Origin of the sequence: Pseudomonas cedrina subsp. cedrina (assembly GCF_001983175.1) — a bacterium.
Classification (GTDB): domain Bacteria; phylum Pseudomonadota; class Gammaproteobacteria; order Pseudomonadales; family Pseudomonadaceae; genus Aquipseudomonas; species Aquipseudomonas cedrina.
In genome coordinates, this window is sequence record NZ_MNPW01000006.1 from 241,391 (window position 1) to 262,993 (window position 21,603).

A 21,603-nucleotide genomic window follows, 5' to 3' on the forward strand; every position below is an offset into this window, starting at 1 on the left:
GAGCGGGCTTGTCCCGCGCTGGGTGGCGAAGCCGCCCCAATAAAGACGCCGTCGAGTCCCAGATAAATCCAAGTCGCCTGGTCTGGGGCCGCTTCGCAGCCCAGCGCGGGACAAGCCCGCTCACTACAGATGCTCGCACGCCCTCAAAAAAGATGTGTAGATACCTATGGCTATGGCGGGCAAGCCCGCAGGGGTTAGTGGTTGCTCCAGGATCAAGCACCCGGCACAAAGTGCTTCTGCGCGGTGCCGCGTGCGATCAGGCGGGAGATGTAGTCGAGCTTCTGCGCGTCCTGGTCGATAAACCGGAAGGTCAGTTGCAGCCAGTCGCTGTCGGGCTTGGGTTCGAAGGCGACGATGGCGTGCAGGTAGCCGTTGAGACGGGCCACTTCGGCGTTGTCGCCTTGCTCCAGGTCGAGTACGGCGCTTTCCAGCACCTGGGGCAGGATTTCGCCACGACGCACCACCAGCAGCGCTTCCTTGATGCTCAGCGCTTTGATCACGCATTGCTGGGTGCCGCTGGACAGGCGCAGTTGGCCTTGCCCCCGACCGCCGGCCGGAGACGCAGCGGCAGGCGCCTGAAGCGACGGGCTATTGAGCAGGCCTCGACTCGGCGCGGGTGCAGCCGCCGCCACAGGCGCCGACTTGACCGCTTCGGGCTTGCCGCCGGTCAGAGCGCTCAGGGAATCGTTGCCAAAAGCCGAGTTCATTTTGGTCGGTGCGCTGGCAACCAGCGCGTCGAGGCGGCCGATCTTGTGCAGGGCCTGCTTGACCTTGCTCAGCAACTGTTCGTTGGTGAACGGCTTGCTGACGTAGCCGGAAACGCCGGCCTGGATGGCCTGGACCACGTTTTCCTTGTCGCCACGGCTGGTCACCATCACGAAAGGCATGGCTTTGAGGTGCGGCTGCTCGCGGCACCAGGTCAGCAGTTCAAGGCCCGACATCTCCGGCATTTCCCAGTCGCACAACACCAGGTCGAAGGTCTCGCGCATCAGGATGGCCTGGGCCTTTTTGCCGTTTACCGCATCTTCAAGCTTGATACCCGGGAAGTAGTTGCGCAGGCACTTCTTCACCAGATCGCGGATAAACGAGGCGTCATCCACCACCAATACACTGACTTTACTCATCGACCCTTCATCCTATTAACACTTCGGCACGCAACACGCCTGACTGATGGCATTTTGCCAAAACTCGGTAGTCACAGCAGAACTTATTGTGCCTGCTGTGCAAAAAATTCATCCGCCGCAAACGAAAACGCCCGGCCAAAGGCCGGGCGTTAATTTCTCGGGCAACCTTACTTATCGTCAGTTTCGCCCGGAACATTAGGTATTTGATCGACTGAACCTTCAACTTCGGCCTTCATGCGCTTGAGGCCCATGTGCCGTACGTCGGTTCCGCGCACCAAGTAGATCACCAGCTCCGAGATGTTGCGCGCATGGTCGCCGATACGCTCCAACGAGCGCAGCACCCAAATAATGCTCAAGACCCGCGAGATAGAGCGCGGGTCTTCCATCATGTAGGTAGCCAGCTCACGCAGGGCGGTCTTGTATTCGCGGTCGATGACTTTGTCGTACTGGGCCACCGACAGCGCGAGTTCGGCGTCGAAGCGCGCAAATGCGTCGAGGGCGTCGCGCACCATGTTGCGCACCTGGTCGCCGATATGCCGCACTTCCACGTAGCCGCGCGGTGCTTCGCCCTCTTCGCACAGCTGGATGGCGCGGCGGGCGATCTTGGTGGCTTCGTCGCCGATGCGCTCCAGGTCGATCACCGACTTGGAGATGCTGATGATCAAACGCAGGTCGGACGCCGCCGGTTGGCGACGGGCAAGAATGCGCAGGCATTCTTCGTCGATGTTGCGCTCCATCTGGTTGATCTGGTCATCGATCTCACGCACCTGCTGGGCCAGCCCCGAGTCGGCCTCGATCAGCGCGGTCACCGCGTCATTGACTTGCTTTTCCACCAGCCCGCCCATCGCCAGGAGGTGGCTGCGCACTTCCTCAAGCTCGGCGTTGAACTGCGCGGAGATGTGGTGGGTAAGGCCTTCTTTGCTAATCATGTTGGCGTCCTTGGAGCGTCCGGTAGGGTGCGGAGAACCGCAGCGTCAATGCAATCAGAACCACGGCTTCCTAGCCGTAGCGACCGGTGATGTAGTCTTCGGTCTGCTTCTTCGCCGGATTGGTGAACAGGGTATCGGTGTCGCCGAATTCCACCAGCTTGCCCATGTACATGAACGCGGTGTAGTCGGAAACCCGCGCCGCCTGTTGCATGTTGTGGGTCACGATGACGATGGTGAACTTGGACTTGAGCTCGTAGATCAGCTCTTCGACTTTCAGCGTCGAAATCGGGTCGAGTGCCGAGCAGGGTTCATCGAGCAGCAACACTTCCGGTTCCACGGCGATGGTGCGCGCGATGACCAGGCGCTGCTGCTGGCCGCCGGACAGGCCGAGCGCCGATTCGTGCAGGCGGTCCTTGACCTCGTCCCACAACGCCGCGCCTTTCAAGGCCCACTCGACGGCTTCATCCAGGATGCGCTTTTTGTTGATGCCCTGGATGCGCAGGCCGTAGACCACGTTTTCGTAGATGGTCTTGGGAAACGGGTTGGGTTTCTGGAACACCATGCCCACGCGGCGACGCAGCTCGGCCACGTCCTCGCCCTTGCGGTAGATGTTGGTGCCGTAGAGGTTGATGGCACCGTCCACGCGGCAACCGTCAACCAGGTCGTTCATGCGGTTGAAGGTGCGCAGCAGCGTGGACTTGCCGCAGCCGGACGGGCCGATGAAGGCCGTCACGCGCTGCTTGGGGATGTTCATGCTGACGTCGAACAGCGCCTGCTTGTCGCCGTAATAGAGGCTCAGGCCCGGCACTTCGATGGCCACGGTTTCCTGGGCCAGGCTCAGGCTCTGCTTGTCGCGACCCAGGGCAGACATGTTGATGCCGTGGGGTTGGTTTTCGTGTTGCATGGGATGCTCCCTGTGCTACCAATTCGTTGTGTGGGAGCGGGCTTGCTCGCGAAGGCGTCGTTTCAGTCGCCAGGTGTGTTGAATGACACACCGCATTCGCGAGCAAGCCCGCTCCCACATTGAGTCCGCGCTCACTTCAATTAACTGTCCAGCGCTTTGTACTTCTCGCGCAGGTGGTTACGTATCCACACCGCCGACAGGTTGAGCGTGGCAATCACCATCACCAGCAACAGCGCAGTGGCGTACACCAGCGGCCGTGCGGCTTCGACGTTGGGGCTCTGGAAACCCACGTCATAAATATGGAAGCCCAGGTGCATGATCTTCTGGTCCAGGTGCAGGTACGGGTAGTTGCCGTCCAGCGGCAGCGACGGCGCCAACTTCACCACGCCTACCAGCATCAGCGGCGCCACTTCGCCGGCGGCGCGGGCCACGGCGAGGATCATGCCGGTCATCATCGCCGGGCTGGCCATCGGCAGCACGATCTTCCACAGCGTTTCCGCCTTGGTCGCGCCCAGGGCCAGGGAGCCTTCACGCACGGTACGCGGAATCCGCGCCAGGCCTTCTTCGGTGGCCACGATCACCACCGGCACCGCCAGCAGCGCCAGGGTCAGCGAGGCCCACAGCAGGCCCGGCGTACCAAAGGTCGGGGCCGGCAGGGCTTCGGCGAAGAACAGGCGGTCGACCGAGCCACCCAATACATACACGAAGAAACCCAGGCCGAACACGCCGTAGACGATGGCCGGTACGCCGGCCAGGTTGTTCACGGCGATGCGGATGATGCGGGTCAGGGTGTTCTGTTTGGCGTACTCACGCAGGTACACGGCCGCCAGCACGCCGAACGGGGTCACGATCATCGCCATGATCAGGGTCATCATCACGGTGCCGAAGATGGCCGGGAAAATCCCGCCTTCGGTGTTGGCTTCCCGTGGGTCATCGCTGAGGAATTCCCAGACCTTGCTGAAGTAGAAGCCGATCTTGGTCATCGTGCCCATGGCGTTCGGCTGGTAGGCGTGCACCACTTTGCCAATGCCGATTTCGACTTCCTTGCCGTTGCCGTCGCGGGCGGTCAGCGCGTCGCGGTTGAACTGGGCGTGCAGGTCGGCCAGGCGCGCTTCGATGTCCTGGTAGCGGGCGTTCAATTCGGCGCGGTCAGCGTCCATGTCGGCCTGGGCGGTGGCGTCAAGCTTGCCCTCCAGCTCCAGTTTGCGACCGTGCAGGCGGATGCGTTCGAGCCCGGCGTTGATCGCGCCGATATCGGACTTTTCAAGGGTCTTGAGCTGGGCGGCCAGCGCGTTCACGCGCTCGACACGGGCTTGCAGCTCAGGCCATGCGGCTTCGCCTTCGGCGATGACCTTGCCATCCTGCTTGACGTTGACCAGCGTGCCGTAGAAGTTGCCCCACTCACGCCGCTCGATGGTCATCAGGTTTTTCGGCGTGGCCTGGTCTTTCAACCACTCGCCGACGATCCAGGTGAAGTCGTTGCCGTTCAGGTCACGGTTGCCGACCTTGATCAGCTCACGGGTCATGAATTCCGGGCCTGCGTCGGGCACCGGCAGTCCGGCGCTTTTCAAACGCTCGCGCGGCACCTCTTCCTTCTGCACCACTTCGCCGATGACGATATGGTTGGCCTGGCCCGGTACGTTGTAGTTGGCCTGGATCAGGTCGGCCGGCCAGAAGTGGCCCAGACCGCGCACCGCAATCACCGCCAGCAAACCAATGGTCATGATGACCGCGATGGACACCGCGCCACCGCTGATCCAGACGCCGGGGGCGCCGCTCTTGAACCATCCATTCAGGGAGTTCTGTTTCACAGACTTCTACCTTTCTTAAAGCGACGAGTATTTCTTGCGCAGACGCTGACGAATCAGCTCGGCGAGGGTGTTCATGATGAAGGTGAACAACAGCAGCACCAGCGCCGAGAGGAACAGCACGCGGTAATGACTGCCGCCGACTTCCGACTCGGGCATTTCCACCGCGACGTTGGCCGCGAGTGTGCGCAGGCCTTCGAAGAGGTTCATCTCCATCACCGGGGTATTACCGGTGGCCATCAGCACGATCATGGTCTCGCCGACAGCGCGGCCCATGCCGATCATCAGCGCCGAGAAGATGCCTGGGCTGGCGGTCAGGATCACCACGCGAGTCATGGTCTGCCAGGGCGTGGCGCCCAGGGCCAGGGAGCCCAGGGTCAGGCCGCGCGGCACGCTGAACACGGCGTCTTCGGCGATGGAGTAAATGTTCGGGATCACTGCAAAACCCATGGCCAGACCGACCACCAGGGCGTTGCGCTGGTCGTAGGTAATCCCCAGGTCGTGGGAAATCCACATGCGCATGTCACCGCCGAAGAACCAGGTCTCCAGGTAGGGGCTCATGTACAGCGAGAGCCAACCGACAAACAGGATCACCGGGATCAGGATCGCGCTTTCCCAGCCATCGGGAACCCGCAGGCGGATTGATTCAGGCAGGCGGCTGAAGACAAAACCGGCGACCAGGATGCCAATCGGCAACAACATCAACAGGCTGAAAATCCCCGGTAGATGGCCTTCCACATACGGCGCCAGGAACAGGCCGGCGAAGAAGCCGAGGATCACTGTCGGCATGGCTTCCATCAGCTCGATTACCGGCTTGACCTTGCGGCGCAGGCTCGGCGCCATGAAGTAAGCGGTATAGATTGCAGCGGCAACCGCCAATGGCGCGGCCAGCAGCATGGCGTAGAACGCCGCCTTCAAGGTACCGAAGGTCAGCGGAGCCAGGCTCATTTTGGGTTCGAAATCGGTGTTGGCGGCGGTCGACTGCCAGACGTATTTAGGCTCGTCGTAGTTTTCGTACCAGACCTTGCTCCACAACGCGCTCCAGGATACTTCGGGGTGCGGGTTGTCCAGCAGCAGCGGTTGCAGTTTGCCGCCGGCCTCCACGATGACGCGGTTCGCGCGCGGCGACAGGCCGAACACGCCTTGGCCGTCGACGACCGGGTCGACCAGCAGGGTGCGGTGCGCGGTGCTATGGAACACACCGAACTGGCCGGAAGCGTCGAGGGCGGTAAAGCCCTTGCGGCGCTCTTCGGCGGCAATTTCGATGATCGGCGTGGTGCCCATCTGGAACGTGCGGATCTGCTTGAAACGCTGCTCCCCATCCGGATCGCGGGCCATGAACCATTGGGCCAGGCCGCCCTTGGAGTTGCCGATGATCAGCGAAATACCGCCCACCAGCTGGGTGCTGGCAGTGATTTCAGCGTTGGCATCGTCCAGCAGTTTGTAGCGACCGTTGAGGCTTTTGTCGCGCAGGCTGAAGACGTCGGCAAGGGCGCGGCCGTTGATCACGTACAGCCATTGCTGGCGTGGGTCGATGAAGATCGCCTTCACCGGTTCGGTCATTTGCGGCAGCTCGATACGCTTCTGCTCGCTGGTGACTTCGCCGGTCATCATGTTTTCTTCGCGGCTCAGGGACAGCACGTTCAAATACGAACCCGCCGAACCTGCGATCACCAGCGTGGTATCCGTGGCGTTGAGCGCTACATGTTCCAGCGGGCGACCCGCATCATCCAGGACGATCGGGGTTTCGCCGTAAGGGTATTCGATCGCCGGGCTGATGGTCTTCTTGCCGTCGGGGTAAGACACCTTATAGGTGTGGCGGAACACCATGGACTGGCCATTGGACAACCCGAGGATCACCAGCGGGCTGCCGGGCTGGTCTTCACCGATGGACGCGACGCTGGTCCCGGCCGGAAGCGGCAGGTCGACGCGTTTGAGCTCGGCGCCAGTCTCTAGATTAAAGAACAGCGCCTGGCCCTTGTCGGAAACCCGCATGGCGACCTGGTTCTGTTCTTCGAGGGAGATCATCAGCGGCTTGCCGGCGTCCTGGATCCAAGCGGGGGTCAGTGCGTCTTCCTTGGTCAATGAAGCACCCTGGAACAAGGGCGCGACGACATAGGCCAGAAAAAAGAAGATCAAGGTAATGGCGCCGAGAACGGCGAGACCGCCGACCAGCACGTACCAGCGGGTCAGGCGATCCTTGAGCGCGCGAATGCGGCGCTTGCGTTGCAGCTCAGGCGTATTGAAATCAATGCGCTTGGGAGGAGAAGTCGTCGTCATGGTGGAGTTGGCCAGATCATTCATGCGCACACCCTAGCGGTCCTGTATGACAGAAAGATGACAATGCGGTGACGCACCAAATCCGCCGCGAGGCAAGGCTGGCAGCGGACAAAAAAGATGGGATGAAGCCGGGCCTTTGTGGGGCCCGGTCTTACATCGGGTATTACAGGCTTAGTTGCCTTCTTTCAGACCCAAGTCAGCCAGCGCTTTGGCAGCGACTTTGGCGGGCAGCGGGATGTAGCCGTCTTTGACTACAACTTCCTGGCCCTGTTTGGACAGCACCAGCTTCACGAACTCGGCTTCCAGCGGGGCCAGAGGCTTGTTCGGCGCTTTGTTGACGTAAACGTAGAGGAAGCGCGACAGCGGGTATTTGCCGTTCAGGGCGTTTTCTTCACTGTCTTCGATGTAGTCAGTGCTGCCTTTCTTGGCCAGGGCCACGGTTTTCACGCTGGCGGTCTTGTAGCCGATGCCCGAGTAGCCGATGCCGTTCAGCGACGAGCTGATCGACTGCACGACCGAAGCCGAGCCGGGTTGTTCGTTCACGTTTGGCTTGTAGTCACCTTTGCACAGGGCCTCTTCCTTGAAGTAGCCGTAGGTGCCGGACACCGAGTTACGACCAAACAACTGCACCGGCTTGTTGGCCAGGTCGCCGGTCACACCCAGGTCACCCCAGGTTTTCACGTCGGTCTTGGCGCCGCACAGACGCGTCGAAGAGAAGATCGCGTCGACCTGTTCCATGGTCAGGTGCTGGATGGGGTTGTCCTTGTGTACAAATACAGCCAGGGCATCCACGGCAACCGGGATGGCGGTTGGCTTGTAGCCGTATTTCTGCTCGAAGGCCGCCAGTTCGGTGTCCTTCATCTTGCGGCTCATCGGGCCCAGGTTGGAGGTGCCTTCGGTCAGCGCAGGAGGCGCGGTAGCCGAGCCGGCCGCTTGGATCTGGATGTTGACGTTCGGGTATTCTTTTTTGTAACCCTCGGCCCACAGGGTCATCAGGTTTGCCAGGGTATCGGAACCGACGCTGGACAAGTTGCCCGACACACCAGTGGTCTTGACGTAAGCCGGGATCGCCGGGTCAACGCCAGCAGCCACCGCGTTGGCGGTCGCGACGCCAGCAGCGACAAACGTCATTGCCGCCATCAAACGTTTCAGTTTCATGCCTTGCTCCTAGCAGATAGGGATAATTGGATCGGGCCAAGTATCGGCAGGCCGTGTGACTACTCTATGTCTGGAATGTGACAGTTGGATGAAAGGCCAGCATTGGAAGGGATCTTACCTTGGCATCAAAATAGTCTGAGTGGGCTGCCCGCAACGTCGCCTGGAATTTTCCGACAAGTCTTTAGGGTTGTGGCTCGGAAGCGGGAACACTAACTTACCCCGGCGTCCAGGCACGCCCGCATGCGGCTCATCTTAGGTTGACAAATAAAACACCATGGACAAACTTGTCAACCTAAGGAGAACTCCCATGATCAATGACCGCATTCGCCGCGCAAGATTATTGCGCGGCATGTCCCTAGCAGCGCTGGCACAGCGTCTGGGCGACATAAGCAAGCAGGGCCTTAGCAAATATGAAAAAGGATCGAGCGTCCCGAACTCCCAGCGCCTCCTGCAATTGGCCAAGGCCTTGGAAGTAAACCCAGAGTATTTTTTCCGCCCTGAAGCCTTGCCCCTCGCCCCGCTGGAGTTTCGCAAACTGGCCAAAATGCCTCATTACCGTCAAGTACAGGTCGAGGAACAGGTCCGAGAGCACTTGGAACGCTACATTGCCCTTGAGGAATGCTTCGAGCCGTTGGATATTCAGACTGCTAGAACTCCAATGCACTTATTGCCGGCTTCCTGCGCTGCAGATGCCGAGCGAGCCGCAGAGGAACTGCGGGAGTATTGGGGCATGGGAGGCAACCCAATCGCACACCTGACCGAACAACTGGAGGAACATGGCATCAAGGTAGTGATGCTTGATGGCCCGGATGATTTCGACGGTGCTTGCGTAGCTACCCGTGACGGCGAACATGTACTGATCGCCTTGAATGCCCAGCGTCCAGGTGAACGCATTCGTTTCACTGCCGCTCACGAGCTGGGACATTGGGTGATGCAACTTCCCGAAGACATGTCTGAGCGTGACAAGGAAAACTGCTGTCACCGTTTCGCTGGAGCGTTTCTTTATCCAGCCAAGGCCGTTATCCGCGACTTCGGCAGCCGACCGCGCTCTAGGATTCATACTCAGGAACTGCTCATTGCCAAACGTCAGTACGGGCTATCAATGCACGCTGCGCTACGCCGCCTCAAAGATCTCAGCCTGGTAGGCGACACCGGCTACAAATTACTCACCATTCAATTCAGCACTAATGGCTGGCGTAAGGCTGAACCCGAACCCCTACCCTGCAAACCGCCAGCACGTTTCGAGTCTTTAGTGTTCTGGGCGTTGGCGGAGGAATTGATCACTAGATCCCGGGCCGCGGAATTGCTGCGAAGACCCTTGAAGGCACTGGAGAGTGAATGAGCCTGATCTATATCAGCGACACGAATATCTGGATCGACTTCAGAAATGCCGGACTGCTGGAACAAGATGTTCAGATTGCCTTTCACCCTTTGCTGTACAGATTTTGTTCTCTATGAACTGGCCGACTTCCCCCACGACGAATTACTAGCCCAAGGATTGTTGGTCGAGTCGTTTGATGACGCGGGAGTACAAAAACTACTCAAAATGAAACGCGAGCATGGCAACAGTTCAATGGCCGACGTGTCCTGCTATTTATTGGCCCATACAACCGGCAGGCCATTGCTTACGGGAGATGGAAAATTACGCCGACAAGCACAGAAGGACGGCCTCCAAGTAAGAGGGGCCCTCTGGCTGCTGGACCTTATGGTTGAACACCACACGATCACATCATCGGTCGCCGCGCAGGCCCTGGAGAATATGCTTTGGCATGGTGCCCGATTACCAGGCACCGAATGCTCAACAAGGCTCTCGCAATGGCGAGAGCCTAATTGAACCTCAACGCCCTCGCTTCCACAGATACCCGCCCACCACCATCCCCATCACACACAGCGCGGCTACGTAGTAGGACGGGCCCATCGGGCTTTCCTTCATCAGCAGCGATACCGCCAGCGGCGTCAGCCCGCCGAACACGGCATAGGCCACGTTGTAGGAGAACGACAAACCACTGAAACGCACCACGGGCGGGAACGCTTTGACCATCACGTAGGGCACTACCCCGATGACGCCTACAAACAAACCGGTCAGAGCGTATAGCGGGAACAGCCAGTCCGGGTGGGCCATCAGGCTGTGATACAGCGTCCAGGAAGTAGCCAGCAACAGCGCACAACCGCAGATGAGCACGCGGCCGGCGCCGAAGCGGTCAGCCAAAGCGCCGGAGGCGATGCAGCCCAGGCTCAAGGTGACGATGGCCAGGCTGTTGGCCTGCAGCGCAACGGTCGGGCTGAAGTGGTAAATGGTCTGAAGCACGGTCGGGGTCATCAGGATGACCACCACAACGCCGGCCGACAACAGCCAGGTCAGCAGCATCGACAAGACGATGGCGCCACGGTGGTCGCGCAGTACGGCGCGCAAGGGCAACTCGGCGGCCAGGGCCTTGCGCTGCTGCATCTCGGCGAAGATCGGCGTTTCGTGCAGCCAGCGGCGCAGGTACACCGACAGCAGGCCGAACACGCCGCCAAGCAGGAACGGGATGCGCCAGGCGTAATCCGACACCTGCTCCGGGCTATAAAGCGTATTGATCGCGGTGGCCACCAGCGAACCCAGCAGGATCCCGGCGGTGAGACCGCTGGTCAGTGTGCCGCAGGCGTAGCCGATATGGCGTGGTGGCACGTGTTCAGAGACAAACACCCAGGCACCTGGCACCTCACCGCCAATCGCCGCGCCCTGGATGATGCGCATCAGCAGCAGCAGGACCGGCGCCCACAGGCCGATTTGTGCGTAGGTTGGCAGCAGGCCCATGATCAGGGTCGGCACGGCCATCATGAAGATGCTCAGGGTGAACATTTTCTTGCGGCCCAGCAAGTCACCGAAGTGCGCCATGATGATGCCGCCCAGGGGGCGCGCCAGGTAACCTGCGGCGAAGATGCCGAAGGTCTGCATCATGCGCAGCCATTCGGGCATGTCGACCGGGAAAAAGAGTTTCCCGACCACGGTGGCGAAAAACACGAAAATGATGAAATCATAAAACTCCAGCGCCCCGCCCAAGGCAGACAGCGACAGGGTTTTGTAGTCGTTGCGGGTCAGCGGGCGCGAAGGTTGCGCACTGCTTGCGGGCACGGAGGACATGGCAAGGCTTCTCTTATTAGTCAGAACGGCAAGCCCGAGGTGTTGGCCGGGCCGGAACGGGTTCGGCAAGATAGCAAATCGCCCGGAAAAGCACATCAGAAGCACAGTTGCGGCAAAAAGCCCCCGTACAGCCGCCATTTGCCGACCAAATGAGCGCCCAGAGGTCGTCGTGGCGCCAGGGTCTCGATATACTCGGCCCTTGCAAGCGCAAGACCCGCTGTCTTGAGGGGCTGCTGTGCCAAAACGTCGTTGGGTGCCGTCCAGCCGATTTGGCAGAGTTTCCCTTTAGTACGCCTTACGAGAAACGCATCACGCGGTGTATGTTGGTGCTGAAACGTTTTTTTCGAAGACGGCTATCCACTTGAAATACCCATGAAGCGTTACGGGTCAGAGGCCCTTGGCATGATCGAACTCGAACAAGAAGATCCAATTCCGCAAGGCGATCTCGCCCTGCAAATCACCGCGCTACCGCGTGAAACCAACGGTTTTGGCGATATTTTCGGCGGCTGGCTGGTCGCGCAAATGGACCTGGCCGGTACCGCCATGGCCAGCAAGGTTGCAGGTGGGCGCGTGGCCACCGTGGCCATTGATCGCATGGCATTCCTGGTGCCGGTCGCCGTGGGCGCGCAGCTTTCCTTCTACACCCAGGCCCTGGAAATCGGCCGCAGCTCGATCCAGATGATGGTCGAAGTGTGGAGTGACGACCCGTTGTCCAGCGAATGGCGCAAGGTCACCGAGGCGGTGTTCGTGTTCGTCGCCATCGACGGCAGCGGGCGCACCCGTTCGGTGCCGTCGCGCGCGCGTTAAACATCGCCGGGTTTTGACGGTCAATTGCCCCATTGCCTGCCATTGAAGAGTGTTGCTATGCCTACGCCCCACGTTGAAAGCCTGAAAATCGACGAGCTGGACTGCTGGCGCATCCGCCACAACGGCGCCGAACTGATGATGGCCCAGCAGGGCGCGCACATTTTCAGTTACGGGCGCGTCGGCGAGCAGCCGCTGATCTGGCCCAACCCTGAAGCGGTGTTCAAGCAGGGCAAAGGTATTCGTACCGGTGTGCCCGTGTGCTGGCCGTGGTTTGGCGTTTTTGACCGCAACCCGCTAAGCGTCAAGTCGATGCGCCAGAGCGATCAGCCGGCCGGCGCTCATGGCTTTGCGCGCACGGCACTGTGGGAGTTGGCAGCAACCGAATTTGAAGGCGACGCATTGCGCATCGATCTGGTGTTGCCGGTGCCCGCAGGCGGGTTTCCCGGCTGGCCCCACAAGGTAGGCCTGAAGCTCAGCCTGTTGCTGGACGACCAGCTGCATATCCGGCTGACCAGCCATAACCATGACACTGACACTGTCACCTTCAGTCAGGCGCTGCACACCTACTTCGCCGTGAGCGATGTGCGCAACGTGCAGGTCGAAGGCGTGGACGGGTCGACGTATATCGATACGGCCGATGGCTGGACGCAGAAGCAGCAGTCCGGCCTGCTGCACTTCACCGCCGAGACTGACCGCATTTATCTCGACACCCCAGCCCAGCTGGCTATTGTCGACAAAGACTGGCAACGCCGCATTCAGCTCACGGCCGAGGGTTCGAAGTCGACCGTGATCTGGAACCCCTGGACCGAGCGCGCCAAGGCGTTTGATGACATGGCCGATGATGGTTGGCCGGGGATGCTGTGCATCGAAACGGCGAATGTGCTGGATGATGTGGTAAGCCTGGCGCCCGGCGAAAGCCATACCCTGGGCGTGAGCATCAGCGCTATTGCCCTGTAGACGCCGATCAGAATGTGGGAGCTGGCTTGCCTGCGATACAGGCGACTCGGTGCGTCAGTTGCACCGAGCTGATGCTATCGCAGGCAAGCCAGCTCCCACATTGGCCGGTGTTGCGGCTTAGAGATCGGATTCCTTTACGACCCGCACCTTCCCCGCATCCAGCGCATAGGCTGCATCGGCCAAATCGTTATTCACCTTCTCGACCTTGAGCGTGCCAGTGACCCACAACGGCGTGTAGATATCATCCAGCTTCAACCCCTTGGGATAACGCACCAGCACCAATTGGTTCGGCGGCGGCGGCGGCACGTGGATACATGCGCCCGGATACGGCACGAGGAAAAACAGCGTGCTGCGCCCCTTGGCGTCGGTTTCCAACGGCACCGGATAGCCGCCAATGCGGATGTCCTTGCCGTTCATGGCCGCCACGGTCTTGGTGGAATACATCACCGCCGGCAACCCCTTGCTCTGCTTCAAGCCACCTTTATCGGTAAAGGTGCCCTGGGCTTCGGGGGAGTTGTGGTCGATCTCGGGCATGGCTTCGAGGGCTTTTTGATCCGACAGTGGCATCAGGTCAAGCCAGTCGGTTTCCGGCAATTCGCCGGCGTGCGCCAGGCCAGGGCCCAGCAAGAGGAGAGTCAACAGAAGACGGCGCATGGAGAAACTCGGCAAGTACAAGTGCCGAACATTCTAGCCCTCTGCGCCTGCGCAGCGCAGAGGACTTTTTCGGCTGATTACTTTCTTTTGATCAGGCCGTAGATCACCAGCAGCACGATCGCGCCCACCAAGGCACCAAGGAAGCCTGCGCCTTGGCCAGCCTGGTAGATACCCAGCGCCTGACCACCGTAGGTCGCGGCCAGGGAGCCGGCGATACCCAGCAGGATGGTCATGATCCAGCCCATGCTGTCGTCGCCTGGCTTGAGGAAACGCGCGAGCAGACCGACGATCAAGCCGATGAAGATGGTTCCGATGATACCCATGGCATTTCCCTCTGATTGAAGTGAACTATGCCAAAGCCTAGTCAGGCTTTGGCATCCTGCAATCAGAGGATAACAGGCGCCGAATGGTTCCCGCCGTTTCCAGGCTTATTGCTCGGCGAGCAAAGCCTCGACCTTGAGGATCTGTGCCTGCAGGGTCGCACGGTCCTTGCAGCGCAGGTTGGCGTGGCCGACCTTGCGCCCGGCCTTGAAGGCCTTGGCGTAGTGATGCAGATGGCAGTCCTCGATCGCGACTACCCGCTCAACCGGCGGCACCGAGCCGATGAAGTTGAGCATGGCGCTCTCGCCGATCTTGGCCGTGGAACCCAGCGGCAGGCCGGCGACGGCGCGCAGGTGGTTCTCGAACTGGCTGCATTCGGCGCCTTCGGTGGTCCAGTGCCCGGAGTTGTGCACGCGCGGGGCGATTTCATTGGCCTTGAGGCCGCCGTCGACTTCGAAGAACTCGAATGCCATCACACCGACATAATCCAGCTGCTTGAGCACGCGGCTGGAATAGTCTTCGGCCAGTGCCTGCAGCGGGTGATCGCTGCTGGCCACGGACAGCTTGAGGATGCCGTTGACGTGGGTGTTGTGCACCAACGGATAGAAACGGATCTCGCCATCACGGGCGCGCACGGCGATCAATGACACCTCGCCGGTGAACGTCACGAAGCCTTCCAGCAGGCAGGGCACGCTGCCCAGCTCGGCAAAGGTGCCGGCCACATCGGCTTCGCTGCGCAGGACTTTCTGGCCCTTGCCGTCATAACCCAGGGTGCGGGTCTTGAGCACGGCCGGCAGGCCGATGCTGGCGACGGCGGCGTCCAGGTCCGCCTGGGACTGGATGTCGGCGAAGGCCGGGGTGGGAATACCCAGGTCCTTGAACATGCTTTTCTCGAACCAGCGGTCACGGGCGATGCGCAGGGCTTCGGCGCTCGGGTACACCGGCACGAACTGCGACAGGAAGGCCACGGTTTCGGCCGGGACGCTTTCGAACTCGAAGGTCACCAGGTCGACTTCGTCGGCCAGCTGGCGCAGGTGGTCCAGGTCGCTGTAGTCAGCGCGCAAGTGTTCACCCAGGGCTGCCGCACAGGCGTCCGGCGCCGGGTCGAGGAAAGCGAAATTCATCCCCAGCGGGGTACCCGCCAGAGCCAGCATGCGGCCCAATTGGCCGCCACCGATTACACCGATTTTCATCAATCAATAACCTCAGGCGATACGTGGGTCTGGATTGTCCAGCACGCTGTCTGTCTGCTCGGCACGGAATTTCTTCAGCACCGCGTGGAACTGCGGGTGCTTGGCGCCCAGGATGCTGGCGGACAGCAGGGCTGCGTTGATCGCGCCGGCCTTGCCGATCGCGAGCGTCGCCACCGGAATACCGGCCGGCATCTGCACGATGGACAACAGCGAGTCCACGCCCGAGAGCATCGCCGACTGCACCGGCACGCCGAGCACCGGCAGGTGAGTCTTGGCCGCACACATGCCCGGCAGGTGCGCCGCACCGCCGGCACCGGCGATGATCACCTCGATGCCACGGGATTCTGCTTCATCGGCATACTGGAAGAGCAAATCCGGGGTGCGGTGGGCGGAGACCACCTTCACTTCATACGGAATGCCGAGTTTTTCCAGCATATCGGCGGTGTGGCTAAGGGTGGACCAATCGGACTTGGAGCCCATGATCACGCCAACCAATGCACTCATCGTCGTGCCTCTTCTCTCTGGGCGCCCGCAGGCGCGTCAAAAAACAACAAGCCACGCGGGAAATCCAGCGTGGCTTGTTGTACGAATTTTGGCCGATTGGACCGGCCGAAGGCCGCGCAGTATACCGTAATAATCCAGATAAACAGCCCCTGGGATGACCATCTGTCTTGCCGGCCAAAGCGGCGGTTTTATTGACTCACAGGTCAGCGAAAACACCCCGAACCCTGTGGGAGCTGGCTTGCCTGCGATAGCGGTGGACCAGTGACTGAAATGTCGTCTGATACACCGCAATCGCAGGCAAGCCAGCTCCCACATTTTGATCTTCATCGTTTTCAAGTGCCTTGCGCCGCGCCACCTTCCAGCTTGCGCCACAACAACCGCACATTCGCCTTGCGCACCAACGCACAGCGATACAGGCGGATCTCCAACGGCACATGCCATTGCGGCCCGCCGCACACCACCAGCTCGCCACGGGCCAATTCGGCCCGCACGCTCAACTGTGGCACCCAGGCGATGCCCAGCCCTTCCAACGCCATGCTCTTGAGGCTGTCGGCCATGGCGGTTTCATACACGGTGGTAAAGCGCAGTGCACGTTGGCGCAGCAATAGGTTCACCGAGCGGCCCAGGAACGCACCCGCGCTGTAGGCCAGCAGCGGCACACTGCCCTCGCCTTCCAGGTCGAACAGCGGCTTGCCATCGGCATCGGCCGCGCACACCGGGAGCATTTCGGTGTTACCCAAGTGCAGCGACGGGAAGATCTCGGCGTCCATCTGCATGGCCGCATCCGGGTCGTAGAACGCCAGCATCAGGTCGCAGCCGCCTTCACGCAAGGCGTGCACGGCGTCGCCCACGTTAGTGGCGACCAGCCGCGTGGCGATGTTCAAACCTTCGTTGCGCAATTGCGCGATCCAACGGGGGAAGAAGCCCAGCGCCAGGGAGTGGGCGGCCGCGACTTGCATGACCTCGCCCTGCCCGCCTTCCAGATGATGCAAATGGCGCAGCACTTCACCGAGCTGTTCGACCACGGTGCGTGCAGTGACCAGGAACAATTGCCCCGCTGCGGTCAATTCCACCGGAGTACGCGAGCGGTTGACCAGCGTCAGACCCAACGCGGCTTCAAGGCTGCGGATGCGTCGGCTGAACGCTGGCTGGGTAACAAAGCGCCGCTCCGCCGCCTGGGAAAAGCTGCGTGTGGCCGCCAGGGCGCTGAAGTCTTCCAGCCATTTGCTCTCAAGGTTCATCACATCCTCCCAAGGGTACGCACCATTTTGGCACACACGCCCGCCATCATAGCTGGGTCACACCTGCATTATGCCGTTTGTGCATAGGCCAGTGCTTAACAGCATTGGCCCAAAAACTTCCACACGCCTAGCATTCGCAGCGTTCCGGCCAGTTCCGGGTCCTTATCGAGATGATTTCCGTCATGTCCTCCGCTGCATCATTCCGTACCGAAAAAGACCTGCTTGGCGTACTCGAAGTACCTGCCCAAGCGTATTACGGCATCCAGACCCTGCGAGCGGTGAATAACTTCCGTCTCTCGGGCGTTCCGATTTCGCATTACCCGAAATTGGTGGTCGGTCTGGCAATGGTCAAGCAAGCGGCGGCTGACGCCAACCGCGAGCTGGGCCAGCTCAGCGAAGCCAAGCACGCTGCCATCAGCGAAGCCTGTGCCCGCCTGATCCGCGGCGATTTCCACGAAGAGTTCGTGGTGGACATGATTCAAGGCGGCGCCGGCACTTCAACCAACATGAATGCCAACGAAGTCATCGCCAATATCGCGCTGGAGGCCATGGGCCATCAGAAGGGCGAATACCAGTACCTGCACCCCAACAACGACGTGAACATGGCGCAGTCGACCAACGACGCCTACCCGACCGCGATCCGCCTGGGTCTGCTGCTGGGCCATGACGCGCTGCTGGCCAGCCTCGACAGCCTGATCCAGGCCTTCGCCGCCAAGGGCGTCGAGTTCGGCCATGTGTTGAAAATGGGCCGCACCCAACTGCAGGACGCCGTGCCGATGACCCTCGGCCAGGAATTCCGCGCCTTCGCCACCACCCTGAGCGAAGACCTGGCACGCCTGAAAACCCTCGCACCGGAGTTGCTCACCGAAGTGAACCTGGGCGGCACCGCCATCGGCACCGGCATCAACGCCGACCCGCGTTACCAGGCCCTGGCCGTACAACGCCTGGCCACCATCAGCGGCCAGCCGCTGGTACCGGCGGCCGACCTGATCGAAGCCACCTCCGACATGGGTGCGTTCGTGCTGTTCTCCGGCATGCTCAAGCGTACCGCGGTGAAGCTGTCGAAGATCTGCAACGACCTGCGCCTGCTGTCCAGCGGCCCACGCACCGGGATCAACGAGATCAACCTGCCGGCGCGTCAGCCAGGCAGCTCGATCATGCCCGGCAAGGTCAACCCGGTGATTCCGGAAGCGGTCAACCAGGTGGCGTTCCAGATCATCGGTAACGACCTGGCGCTGACCATCGCTGCCGAAGGTGGCCAGTTGCAACTGAACGTGATGGAGCCGCTGATCGCCTACAAGATCTTTGACTCGATCCGCCTGCTGCAACGCGCCATGGACATGCTGCGCGAACACTGCATCGTCGGCATCACCGCCAACGAAGCGCGCTGCCGCGAACTGGTGGAACACTCCATCGGCCTGGTGACCGCCCTGAACCCGTACATCGGCTATGAAAACGCCACCCGCATCGCGCGGATCGCCCTTGAAAGCGGCCGCGGCGTGCTGGAACTGGTGCGCGAAGAAGGCTTGCTCGACGACGCCATGCTCGACGACATCCTGCGCCCCGAAAACATGATTGCCCCACGCTTGGTCCCGCTGAAGGCCTAAGTGTTTGTTGCACCGCTCACCAGGCTGAGGGACTAGACACCTCTCACCTTTTGAGGGCCTGAAGGCTCGTTCTTCAGGCCCTTTTTTTTAACTTGGAAACACGCTCGACCGAACACTGCAAAACGCTGTGGGAGCCGGGCTTGCCCGCGATGGCGGTGGGTCAGCGACAGCATTGTTGCCTGTCACACCGCCATCGCGGGCAAGCCCGGCTCCCACAGTCAACGGGTGTAGCCATAAGACTTTGGTGAAACCTTTAATCAGCCCGGGAAGACGGATGACGTTCGCCTAGGTATAGTGCCGCCCCTCTTCGCGTGCGCGGCCGTCGGTAACGAGGCCCGGGATACAACGCGAAACCGCATGAATAACAACCCGCAAAAGGATTGGGGTCGAACTGTCGCGCACTGCCTGGTGCGATGCGACGGAGCCGAACCCGCCTGCGTTTGCCATTAGAAAAATCAGCGAGGAACACTCCATGCTCGAAGTCATCAACGACTTCCTCTCAGGGAAAGTACTGATCGTGCTCATTGTCGGGCTCGGCGGTTATTTCACGATTCGCTCGCGTTTCGTTCAATTGCGTCACTTTTTCCACATGTTCTCGGTGTTTAAAGACAGCCTGAAAAGCAGCTCCGGTCAACTCAGCTCGTTCCAGGCGTTGATGCTCAGCCTGGCCGGCCGCGTCGGTGCCGGCAACATTGCCGGTGTCGGCATCGCCGTGACTCTGGGTGGCCCGGGCGCCGTGTTCTGGATGTGGGTCACCGCATTGGTGGGCATGTCGTCGAGCTTTATCGAATGTTCCCTTGGCCAGCTGTACAAGCGCACTGACGCCGAGGGCACCTACCGCGGCGGTCCGGCCTATTACATCCAGCACGGCCTGCACAAGCGCTGGCTGGGCATGGTGATGGCGTTCCTGCTGCTGGTGACCTTCGGCTTTGCCTTCAACGGCCTGCAAGCCCACGCCGTCACCCACTCGTTGAACAACGCCTTTGGCCTGGACACCACCTACACGGGCCTTGCGCTGGCGGTGCTGCTGGGCCTGGTGTTCATCGGCGGGATCAAGCGCATCGCCTCGATCGCCGACCTGCTGGTGCCGGTCAAGACCCTGGTCTATATCGCCGTGACCCTGTACGTGATCGTGCTGCAATTCGACCACGTGCCGGCCATGCTCGCGACCATCGTCAAGAGCGCGTTCGGCCTTGATCAGGCCTTCGGCGGCCTGGTGGGCAGCGCGATCATCATGGGTGTGAAGCGCGGCGTGTTCGCTAACGAAGCCGGCCTGGGCAGCGCGCCCAACGTGGCGGCCGTGGCGTCGGTGGAACATCCGATCGCCCAAGGCGTGGTGCAAGCGTTCAGCGTGTTCCTCGACACCTTCGTGATCTGCACCTGCACCGCGTTGCTGATCCTGCTCTCCGGTTTCTATACGCCGGGTTTTGAAGGCGACGGCATTGCCCTGACCCAGAATTCCCTGGCCGCCGTGGTCGGTGACTGGGGCCGCATGTTCATCTCTGTGGCCCTGGCGTTGTTCGTGTTCACCTCGATCATGTACAACTACTACTTGGGCGAGAGCAACCTGCGCTTTTTGGTCGGCAACAACCGCAAGGTGCTGATGGGCTACCGCGCACTGGTGCTGGTGCTGATCTTCTGGGGTTCGATCGAGAACCTGAGCACTGTGTTCGCCTTCGCCGACATCACCATGACCCTGCTGGCGTTCGTCAACCTGTTCGCCCTGGCGTTCCTGTTCAAGATCGCCATGCGCATCCTGAACGACTACGACAACCAGCGTGCGGCGGGCATCAAGACCCCGGTGTTCGACTCCAGCCAGTTCCCCGACCTGGACCTGGACCGCACGGCCTGGCCAGCCAACCCGGTGAAACCGGACACCGTTGCAACCGCTGAGCTGAGCCCTCAAGTGCAACGCTAAGCGCAGTTAGATGACACGCCGCACGACCTTGGGCATGCTCGGGGCCGTGCGGCGTTTTTCGTTCAGGAGATTTCGATGCAATCAGCCAACAACGTCATGGTGCTCTACACCGGCGGCACCATCGGCATGCAGGCCAGCGCCAACGGCCTGGCCCCCGCGTCCGGCTTCGAGGCACGCATGCGCGAACAGCTGGCCGACCAGCCAGTGCCGGCGTGGCGCTTCCAGGAAATGGCCCCACTGATCGACAGCGCCAACATGACTCCGGCCTATTGGCAGCGCCTGCACGCGGCGGTGATCGATGCGGTGGACCAAGGCTGCGACGGCGTGCTGATCCTGCACGGCACCGACACCCTGGCCTACAGCGCGGCGGCCATGAGTTTCCAACTGCTGGGCCTGCCGGCGCCGGTGGTGTTCACAGGTTCCATGTTGCCGGCCGGCGTACCCGACAGCGATGCCTGGGAAAACGTCAGTGGTGCGCTGACCGCGCTGGGCGAAGGCCTGGTCTCGGGCGTGCAGCTGTACTTCCATGGCGCGCTGATGGCGCCGACCCGCTGCGCGAAGATCCGCAGTTTCGGTCGCCACCCGTTTGCGGCGTTGCAGCGCAATGGCGGCGTGAACCAGGCCGACCTGATCCCGGCGGCCCTGCACTACCGTCAGCCCAAGGGCCTGGCGAATGTCGGCGTGCTGCCCCTGGTACCCGGCTTCGATGCCGGGCTGCTGGACGCATTGCTCGACAATGGCCTCCAGGCGCTGATCCTTGAATGTTTCGGCAGCGGCACCGGGCCAAGCGACAACCCCGCGTTCCTCGCCAGCCTGCAACGGGCGCAGGCGCTGGGCGTGGTGGTGCTCGCCATTACCCAATGCCATGAAGGCGGCGTTGAGCTGGACGTCTACGAAGCCGGCAGCCGCTTGCGTGGTGTCGGCGTGTTGTCCGGCGGCGGCATGACCCGTGAAGCGGCGTTCGGCAAGCTCCACGCCCTGCTCGGCGCCGGGCTCGACACCGATGAAGTCCGTCGCCTGGTCGAACTGGACCTGTGCGGCGAGCTGCGCTGACGCCTATATATAAGCACC

At 61.1% G+C, this 21,603-nt stretch carries 19 protein-coding genes; 7 read left to right on the top strand and 12 right to left on the bottom strand.

Features of this window, described 5'->3' with window-relative positions; all coding sequences use genetic code 11:
- Positions 1 to 212: 212 nt before the first annotated feature.
- From BLL36_RS14440 to BLL36_RS14465, 6 genes are all read right to left on the bottom strand, one after another.
- Entirely contained in the window at positions 213 to 1,124 is a 912-nt protein-coding gene (locus BLL36_RS14440; protein WP_076952080.1) for a response regulator, read from the bottom strand.
- A 167-nt stretch (positions 1,125 to 1,291) separates the two neighbouring features.
- The gene (phoU, locus tag BLL36_RS14445; RefSeq protein ID WP_076952081.1) at positions 1,292 to 2,053 is read right to left on the bottom strand and encodes a phosphate signaling complex protein PhoU; all 762 of its coding nucleotides are present in this window, start codon (positions 2,051 to 2,053) and stop codon (positions 1,292 to 1,294) included.
- A gap of 70 nt (positions 2,054 to 2,123) precedes the next feature.
- Complete coding sequence (gene pstB, locus BLL36_RS14450; protein WP_076952082.1) at positions 2,124 to 2,957, bottom strand: phosphate ABC transporter ATP-binding protein PstB; 834 nt, start codon at positions 2,955 to 2,957, stop codon at positions 2,124 to 2,126.
- Between the two features lie 140 nt (positions 2,958 to 3,097).
- On the bottom strand, positions 3,098 to 4,768 hold the full coding sequence (pstA, locus tag BLL36_RS14455; protein WP_076952083.1) for a phosphate ABC transporter permease PstA: 1,671 nt from the start codon (positions 4,766 to 4,768) through the stop codon (positions 3,098 to 3,100).
- A 15-nt stretch (positions 4,769 to 4,783) separates the two neighbouring features.
- Positions 4,784 to 6,817 (bottom strand): ABC transporter permease subunit, encoded by a 2,034-nt coding sequence (locus tag BLL36_RS14460; protein ID WP_197678491.1) that lies wholly within the window; start codon positions 6,815 to 6,817, stop codon positions 4,784 to 4,786.
- Between the two features lie 399 nt (positions 6,818 to 7,216).
- Entirely contained in the window at positions 7,217 to 8,203 is a 987-nt protein-coding gene (locus BLL36_RS14465; RefSeq protein ID WP_076952085.1) for a phosphate ABC transporter substrate-binding protein PstS, read from the bottom strand.
- Positions 8,204 to 8,510: 307 nt separating this feature from the next.
- On the opposite strand from BLL36_RS14465, the gene BLL36_RS14470 reads away from it, so the two are divergent.
- Together BLL36_RS14470 and BLL36_RS14475 are read left to right on the top strand one after the other, a co-directional pair.
- A complete protein-coding gene (locus BLL36_RS14470; RefSeq protein ID WP_076952086.1) occupies positions 8,511 to 9,545 on the top strand; it encodes a helix-turn-helix domain-containing protein in 1,035 nt (344 codons plus the stop codon).
- Positions 9,546 to 9,611: 66 nt separating this feature from the next.
- Entirely contained in the window at positions 9,612 to 10,037 is a 426-nt protein-coding gene (locus BLL36_RS14475; RefSeq protein ID WP_231998935.1) for a PIN domain-containing protein, read from the top strand.
- Between the two features lie 3 nt (positions 10,038 to 10,040).
- Here the strand turns inward: BLL36_RS14475 and BLL36_RS14480 are convergent, their stop codons facing one another.
- Positions 10,041 to 11,330: an MFS transporter gene (locus tag BLL36_RS14480; RefSeq protein ID WP_076952087.1), complete on the bottom strand. Its 1,290-nt coding sequence runs from the start codon at positions 11,328 to 11,330 to the stop codon at positions 10,041 to 10,043.
- A gap of 402 nt (positions 11,331 to 11,732) precedes the next feature.
- On the opposite strand from BLL36_RS14480, the gene BLL36_RS14485 reads away from it, so the two are divergent.
- Positions 11,733 to 12,137 (top strand): acyl-CoA thioesterase, encoded by a 405-nt coding sequence (locus BLL36_RS14485; protein ID WP_003176975.1) that lies wholly within the window; start codon positions 11,733 to 11,735, stop codon positions 12,135 to 12,137.
- 57 nt (positions 12,138 to 12,194) lie between these two features.
- Positions 12,195 to 13,094 carry a D-hexose-6-phosphate mutarotase gene (locus BLL36_RS14490; protein WP_076952088.1) on the top strand — a complete coding sequence of 300 codons (900 nt, stop codon included), beginning with the start codon at positions 12,195 to 12,197 and terminating at the stop codon, positions 13,092 to 13,094.
- A gap of 117 nt (positions 13,095 to 13,211) precedes the next feature.
- Here the strand turns inward: BLL36_RS14490 and BLL36_RS14495 are convergent, their stop codons facing one another.
- The 5 genes from BLL36_RS14495 to BLL36_RS14515 form a co-directional block, all read right to left on the bottom strand.
- Complete coding sequence (locus BLL36_RS14495) at positions 13,212 to 13,748, bottom strand: DUF3299 domain-containing protein (protein WP_076952089.1); 537 nt, start codon at positions 13,746 to 13,748, stop codon at positions 13,212 to 13,214.
- Positions 13,749 to 13,825: 77 nt separating this feature from the next.
- A complete protein-coding gene (locus tag BLL36_RS14500) occupies positions 13,826 to 14,071 on the bottom strand; it encodes a GlsB/YeaQ/YmgE family stress response membrane protein (RefSeq protein WP_003231726.1) in 246 nt (81 codons plus the stop codon).
- A gap of 105 nt (positions 14,072 to 14,176) precedes the next feature.
- The gene (locus BLL36_RS14505; RefSeq protein ID WP_076952090.1) at positions 14,177 to 15,262 is read right to left on the bottom strand and encodes a 5-(carboxyamino)imidazole ribonucleotide synthase; all 1,086 of its coding nucleotides are present in this window, start codon (positions 15,260 to 15,262) and stop codon (positions 14,177 to 14,179) included.
- 12 nt (positions 15,263 to 15,274) lie between these two features.
- Positions 15,275 to 15,766 (bottom strand): 5-(carboxyamino)imidazole ribonucleotide mutase, encoded by a 492-nt coding sequence (gene purE / locus BLL36_RS14510; RefSeq protein WP_003176980.1) that lies wholly within the window; start codon positions 15,764 to 15,766, stop codon positions 15,275 to 15,277.
- 332 nt (positions 15,767 to 16,098) lie between these two features.
- Positions 16,099 to 17,007: a LysR substrate-binding domain-containing protein gene (locus tag BLL36_RS14515; RefSeq protein ID WP_076952091.1), complete on the bottom strand. Its 909-nt coding sequence runs from the start codon at positions 17,005 to 17,007 to the stop codon at positions 16,099 to 16,101.
- A gap of 182 nt (positions 17,008 to 17,189) precedes the next feature.
- On the opposite strand from BLL36_RS14515, the gene aspA reads away from it, so the two are divergent.
- From aspA to BLL36_RS14530, 3 genes are all read left to right on the top strand, one after another.
- A complete protein-coding gene (gene aspA, locus BLL36_RS14520; protein ID WP_065883807.1) occupies positions 17,190 to 18,614 on the top strand; it encodes an aspartate ammonia-lyase in 1,425 nt (474 codons plus the stop codon).
- Between the two features lie 472 nt (positions 18,615 to 19,086).
- A complete protein-coding gene (locus BLL36_RS14525; RefSeq protein WP_076952092.1) occupies positions 19,087 to 20,532 on the top strand; it encodes an alanine/glycine:cation symporter family protein in 1,446 nt (481 codons plus the stop codon).
- 75 nt (positions 20,533 to 20,607) lie between these two features.
- Positions 20,608 to 21,585, top strand: a complete 978-nt coding sequence (locus tag BLL36_RS14530; RefSeq protein WP_076952093.1) for an asparaginase — start codon at positions 20,608 to 20,610, stop codon at positions 21,583 to 21,585.
- Positions 21,586 to 21,603 lie beyond the last annotated feature (18 nt).

Bases quoted from the DNA above. Each gene is read 5' to 3' on its own strand.
- BLL36_RS14440 (WP_076952080.1), bottom strand. From the start codon at position 1,124: ATGAGTAAAGTCAGTGTATTGGTGGTGGATGACGCCTCGTTTATCCGC.
- phoU (WP_076952081.1), bottom strand. From the start codon at position 2,053: ATGATTAGCAAAGAAGGCCTTACCCACCACATCTCCGCGCAGTTCAAC.
- pstB (WP_076952082.1), bottom strand. From the start codon at position 2,957: ATGCAACACGAAAACCAACCCCACGGCATCAACATGTCTGCCCTGGGT.
- BLL36_RS14465 (WP_076952085.1), bottom strand. From the start codon at position 8,203: ATGAAACTGAAACGTTTGATGGCGGCAATGACGTTTGTCGCTGCTGGC.
- BLL36_RS14470 (WP_076952086.1), top strand. From the start codon at position 8,511: ATGATCAATGACCGCATTCGCCGCGCAAGATTATTGCGCGGCATGTCC.
- BLL36_RS14475 (WP_231998935.1), top strand. From the start codon at position 9,612: ATGTTCAGATTGCCTTTCACCCTTTGCTGTACAGATTTTGTTCTCTAT.
- BLL36_RS14480 (WP_076952087.1), bottom strand. From the start codon at position 11,330: ATGTCCTCCGTGCCCGCAAGCAGTGCGCAACCTTCGCGCCCGCTGACC.
- BLL36_RS14485 (WP_003176975.1), top strand. From the start codon at position 11,733: ATGATCGAACTCGAACAAGAAGATCCAATTCCGCAAGGCGATCTCGCC.
- BLL36_RS14490 (WP_076952088.1), top strand. From the start codon at position 12,195: ATGCCTACGCCCCACGTTGAAAGCCTGAAAATCGACGAGCTGGACTGC.
- BLL36_RS14495 (WP_076952089.1), bottom strand. From the start codon at position 13,748: ATGCGCCGTCTTCTGTTGACTCTCCTCTTGCTGGGCCCTGGCCTGGCG.
- BLL36_RS14500 (WP_003231726.1), bottom strand. From the start codon at position 14,071: ATGGGTATCATCGGAACCATCTTCATCGGCTTGATCGTCGGTCTGCTC.
- BLL36_RS14505 (WP_076952090.1), bottom strand. From the start codon at position 15,262: ATGAAAATCGGTGTAATCGGTGGCGGCCAATTGGGCCGCATGCTGGCT.
- purE (WP_003176980.1), bottom strand. From the start codon at position 15,766: ATGAGTGCATTGGTTGGCGTGATCATGGGCTCCAAGTCCGATTGGTCC.
- BLL36_RS14515 (WP_076952091.1), bottom strand. From the start codon at position 17,007: ATGAACCTTGAGAGCAAATGGCTGGAAGACTTCAGCGCCCTGGCGGCC.
- aspA (WP_065883807.1), top strand. From the start codon at position 17,190: ATGTCCTCCGCTGCATCATTCCGTACCGAAAAAGACCTGCTTGGCGTA.
- BLL36_RS14525 (WP_076952092.1), top strand. From the start codon at position 19,087: ATGCTCGAAGTCATCAACGACTTCCTCTCAGGGAAAGTACTGATCGTG.
- BLL36_RS14530 (WP_076952093.1), top strand. From the start codon at position 20,608: ATGCAATCAGCCAACAACGTCATGGTGCTCTACACCGGCGGCACCATC.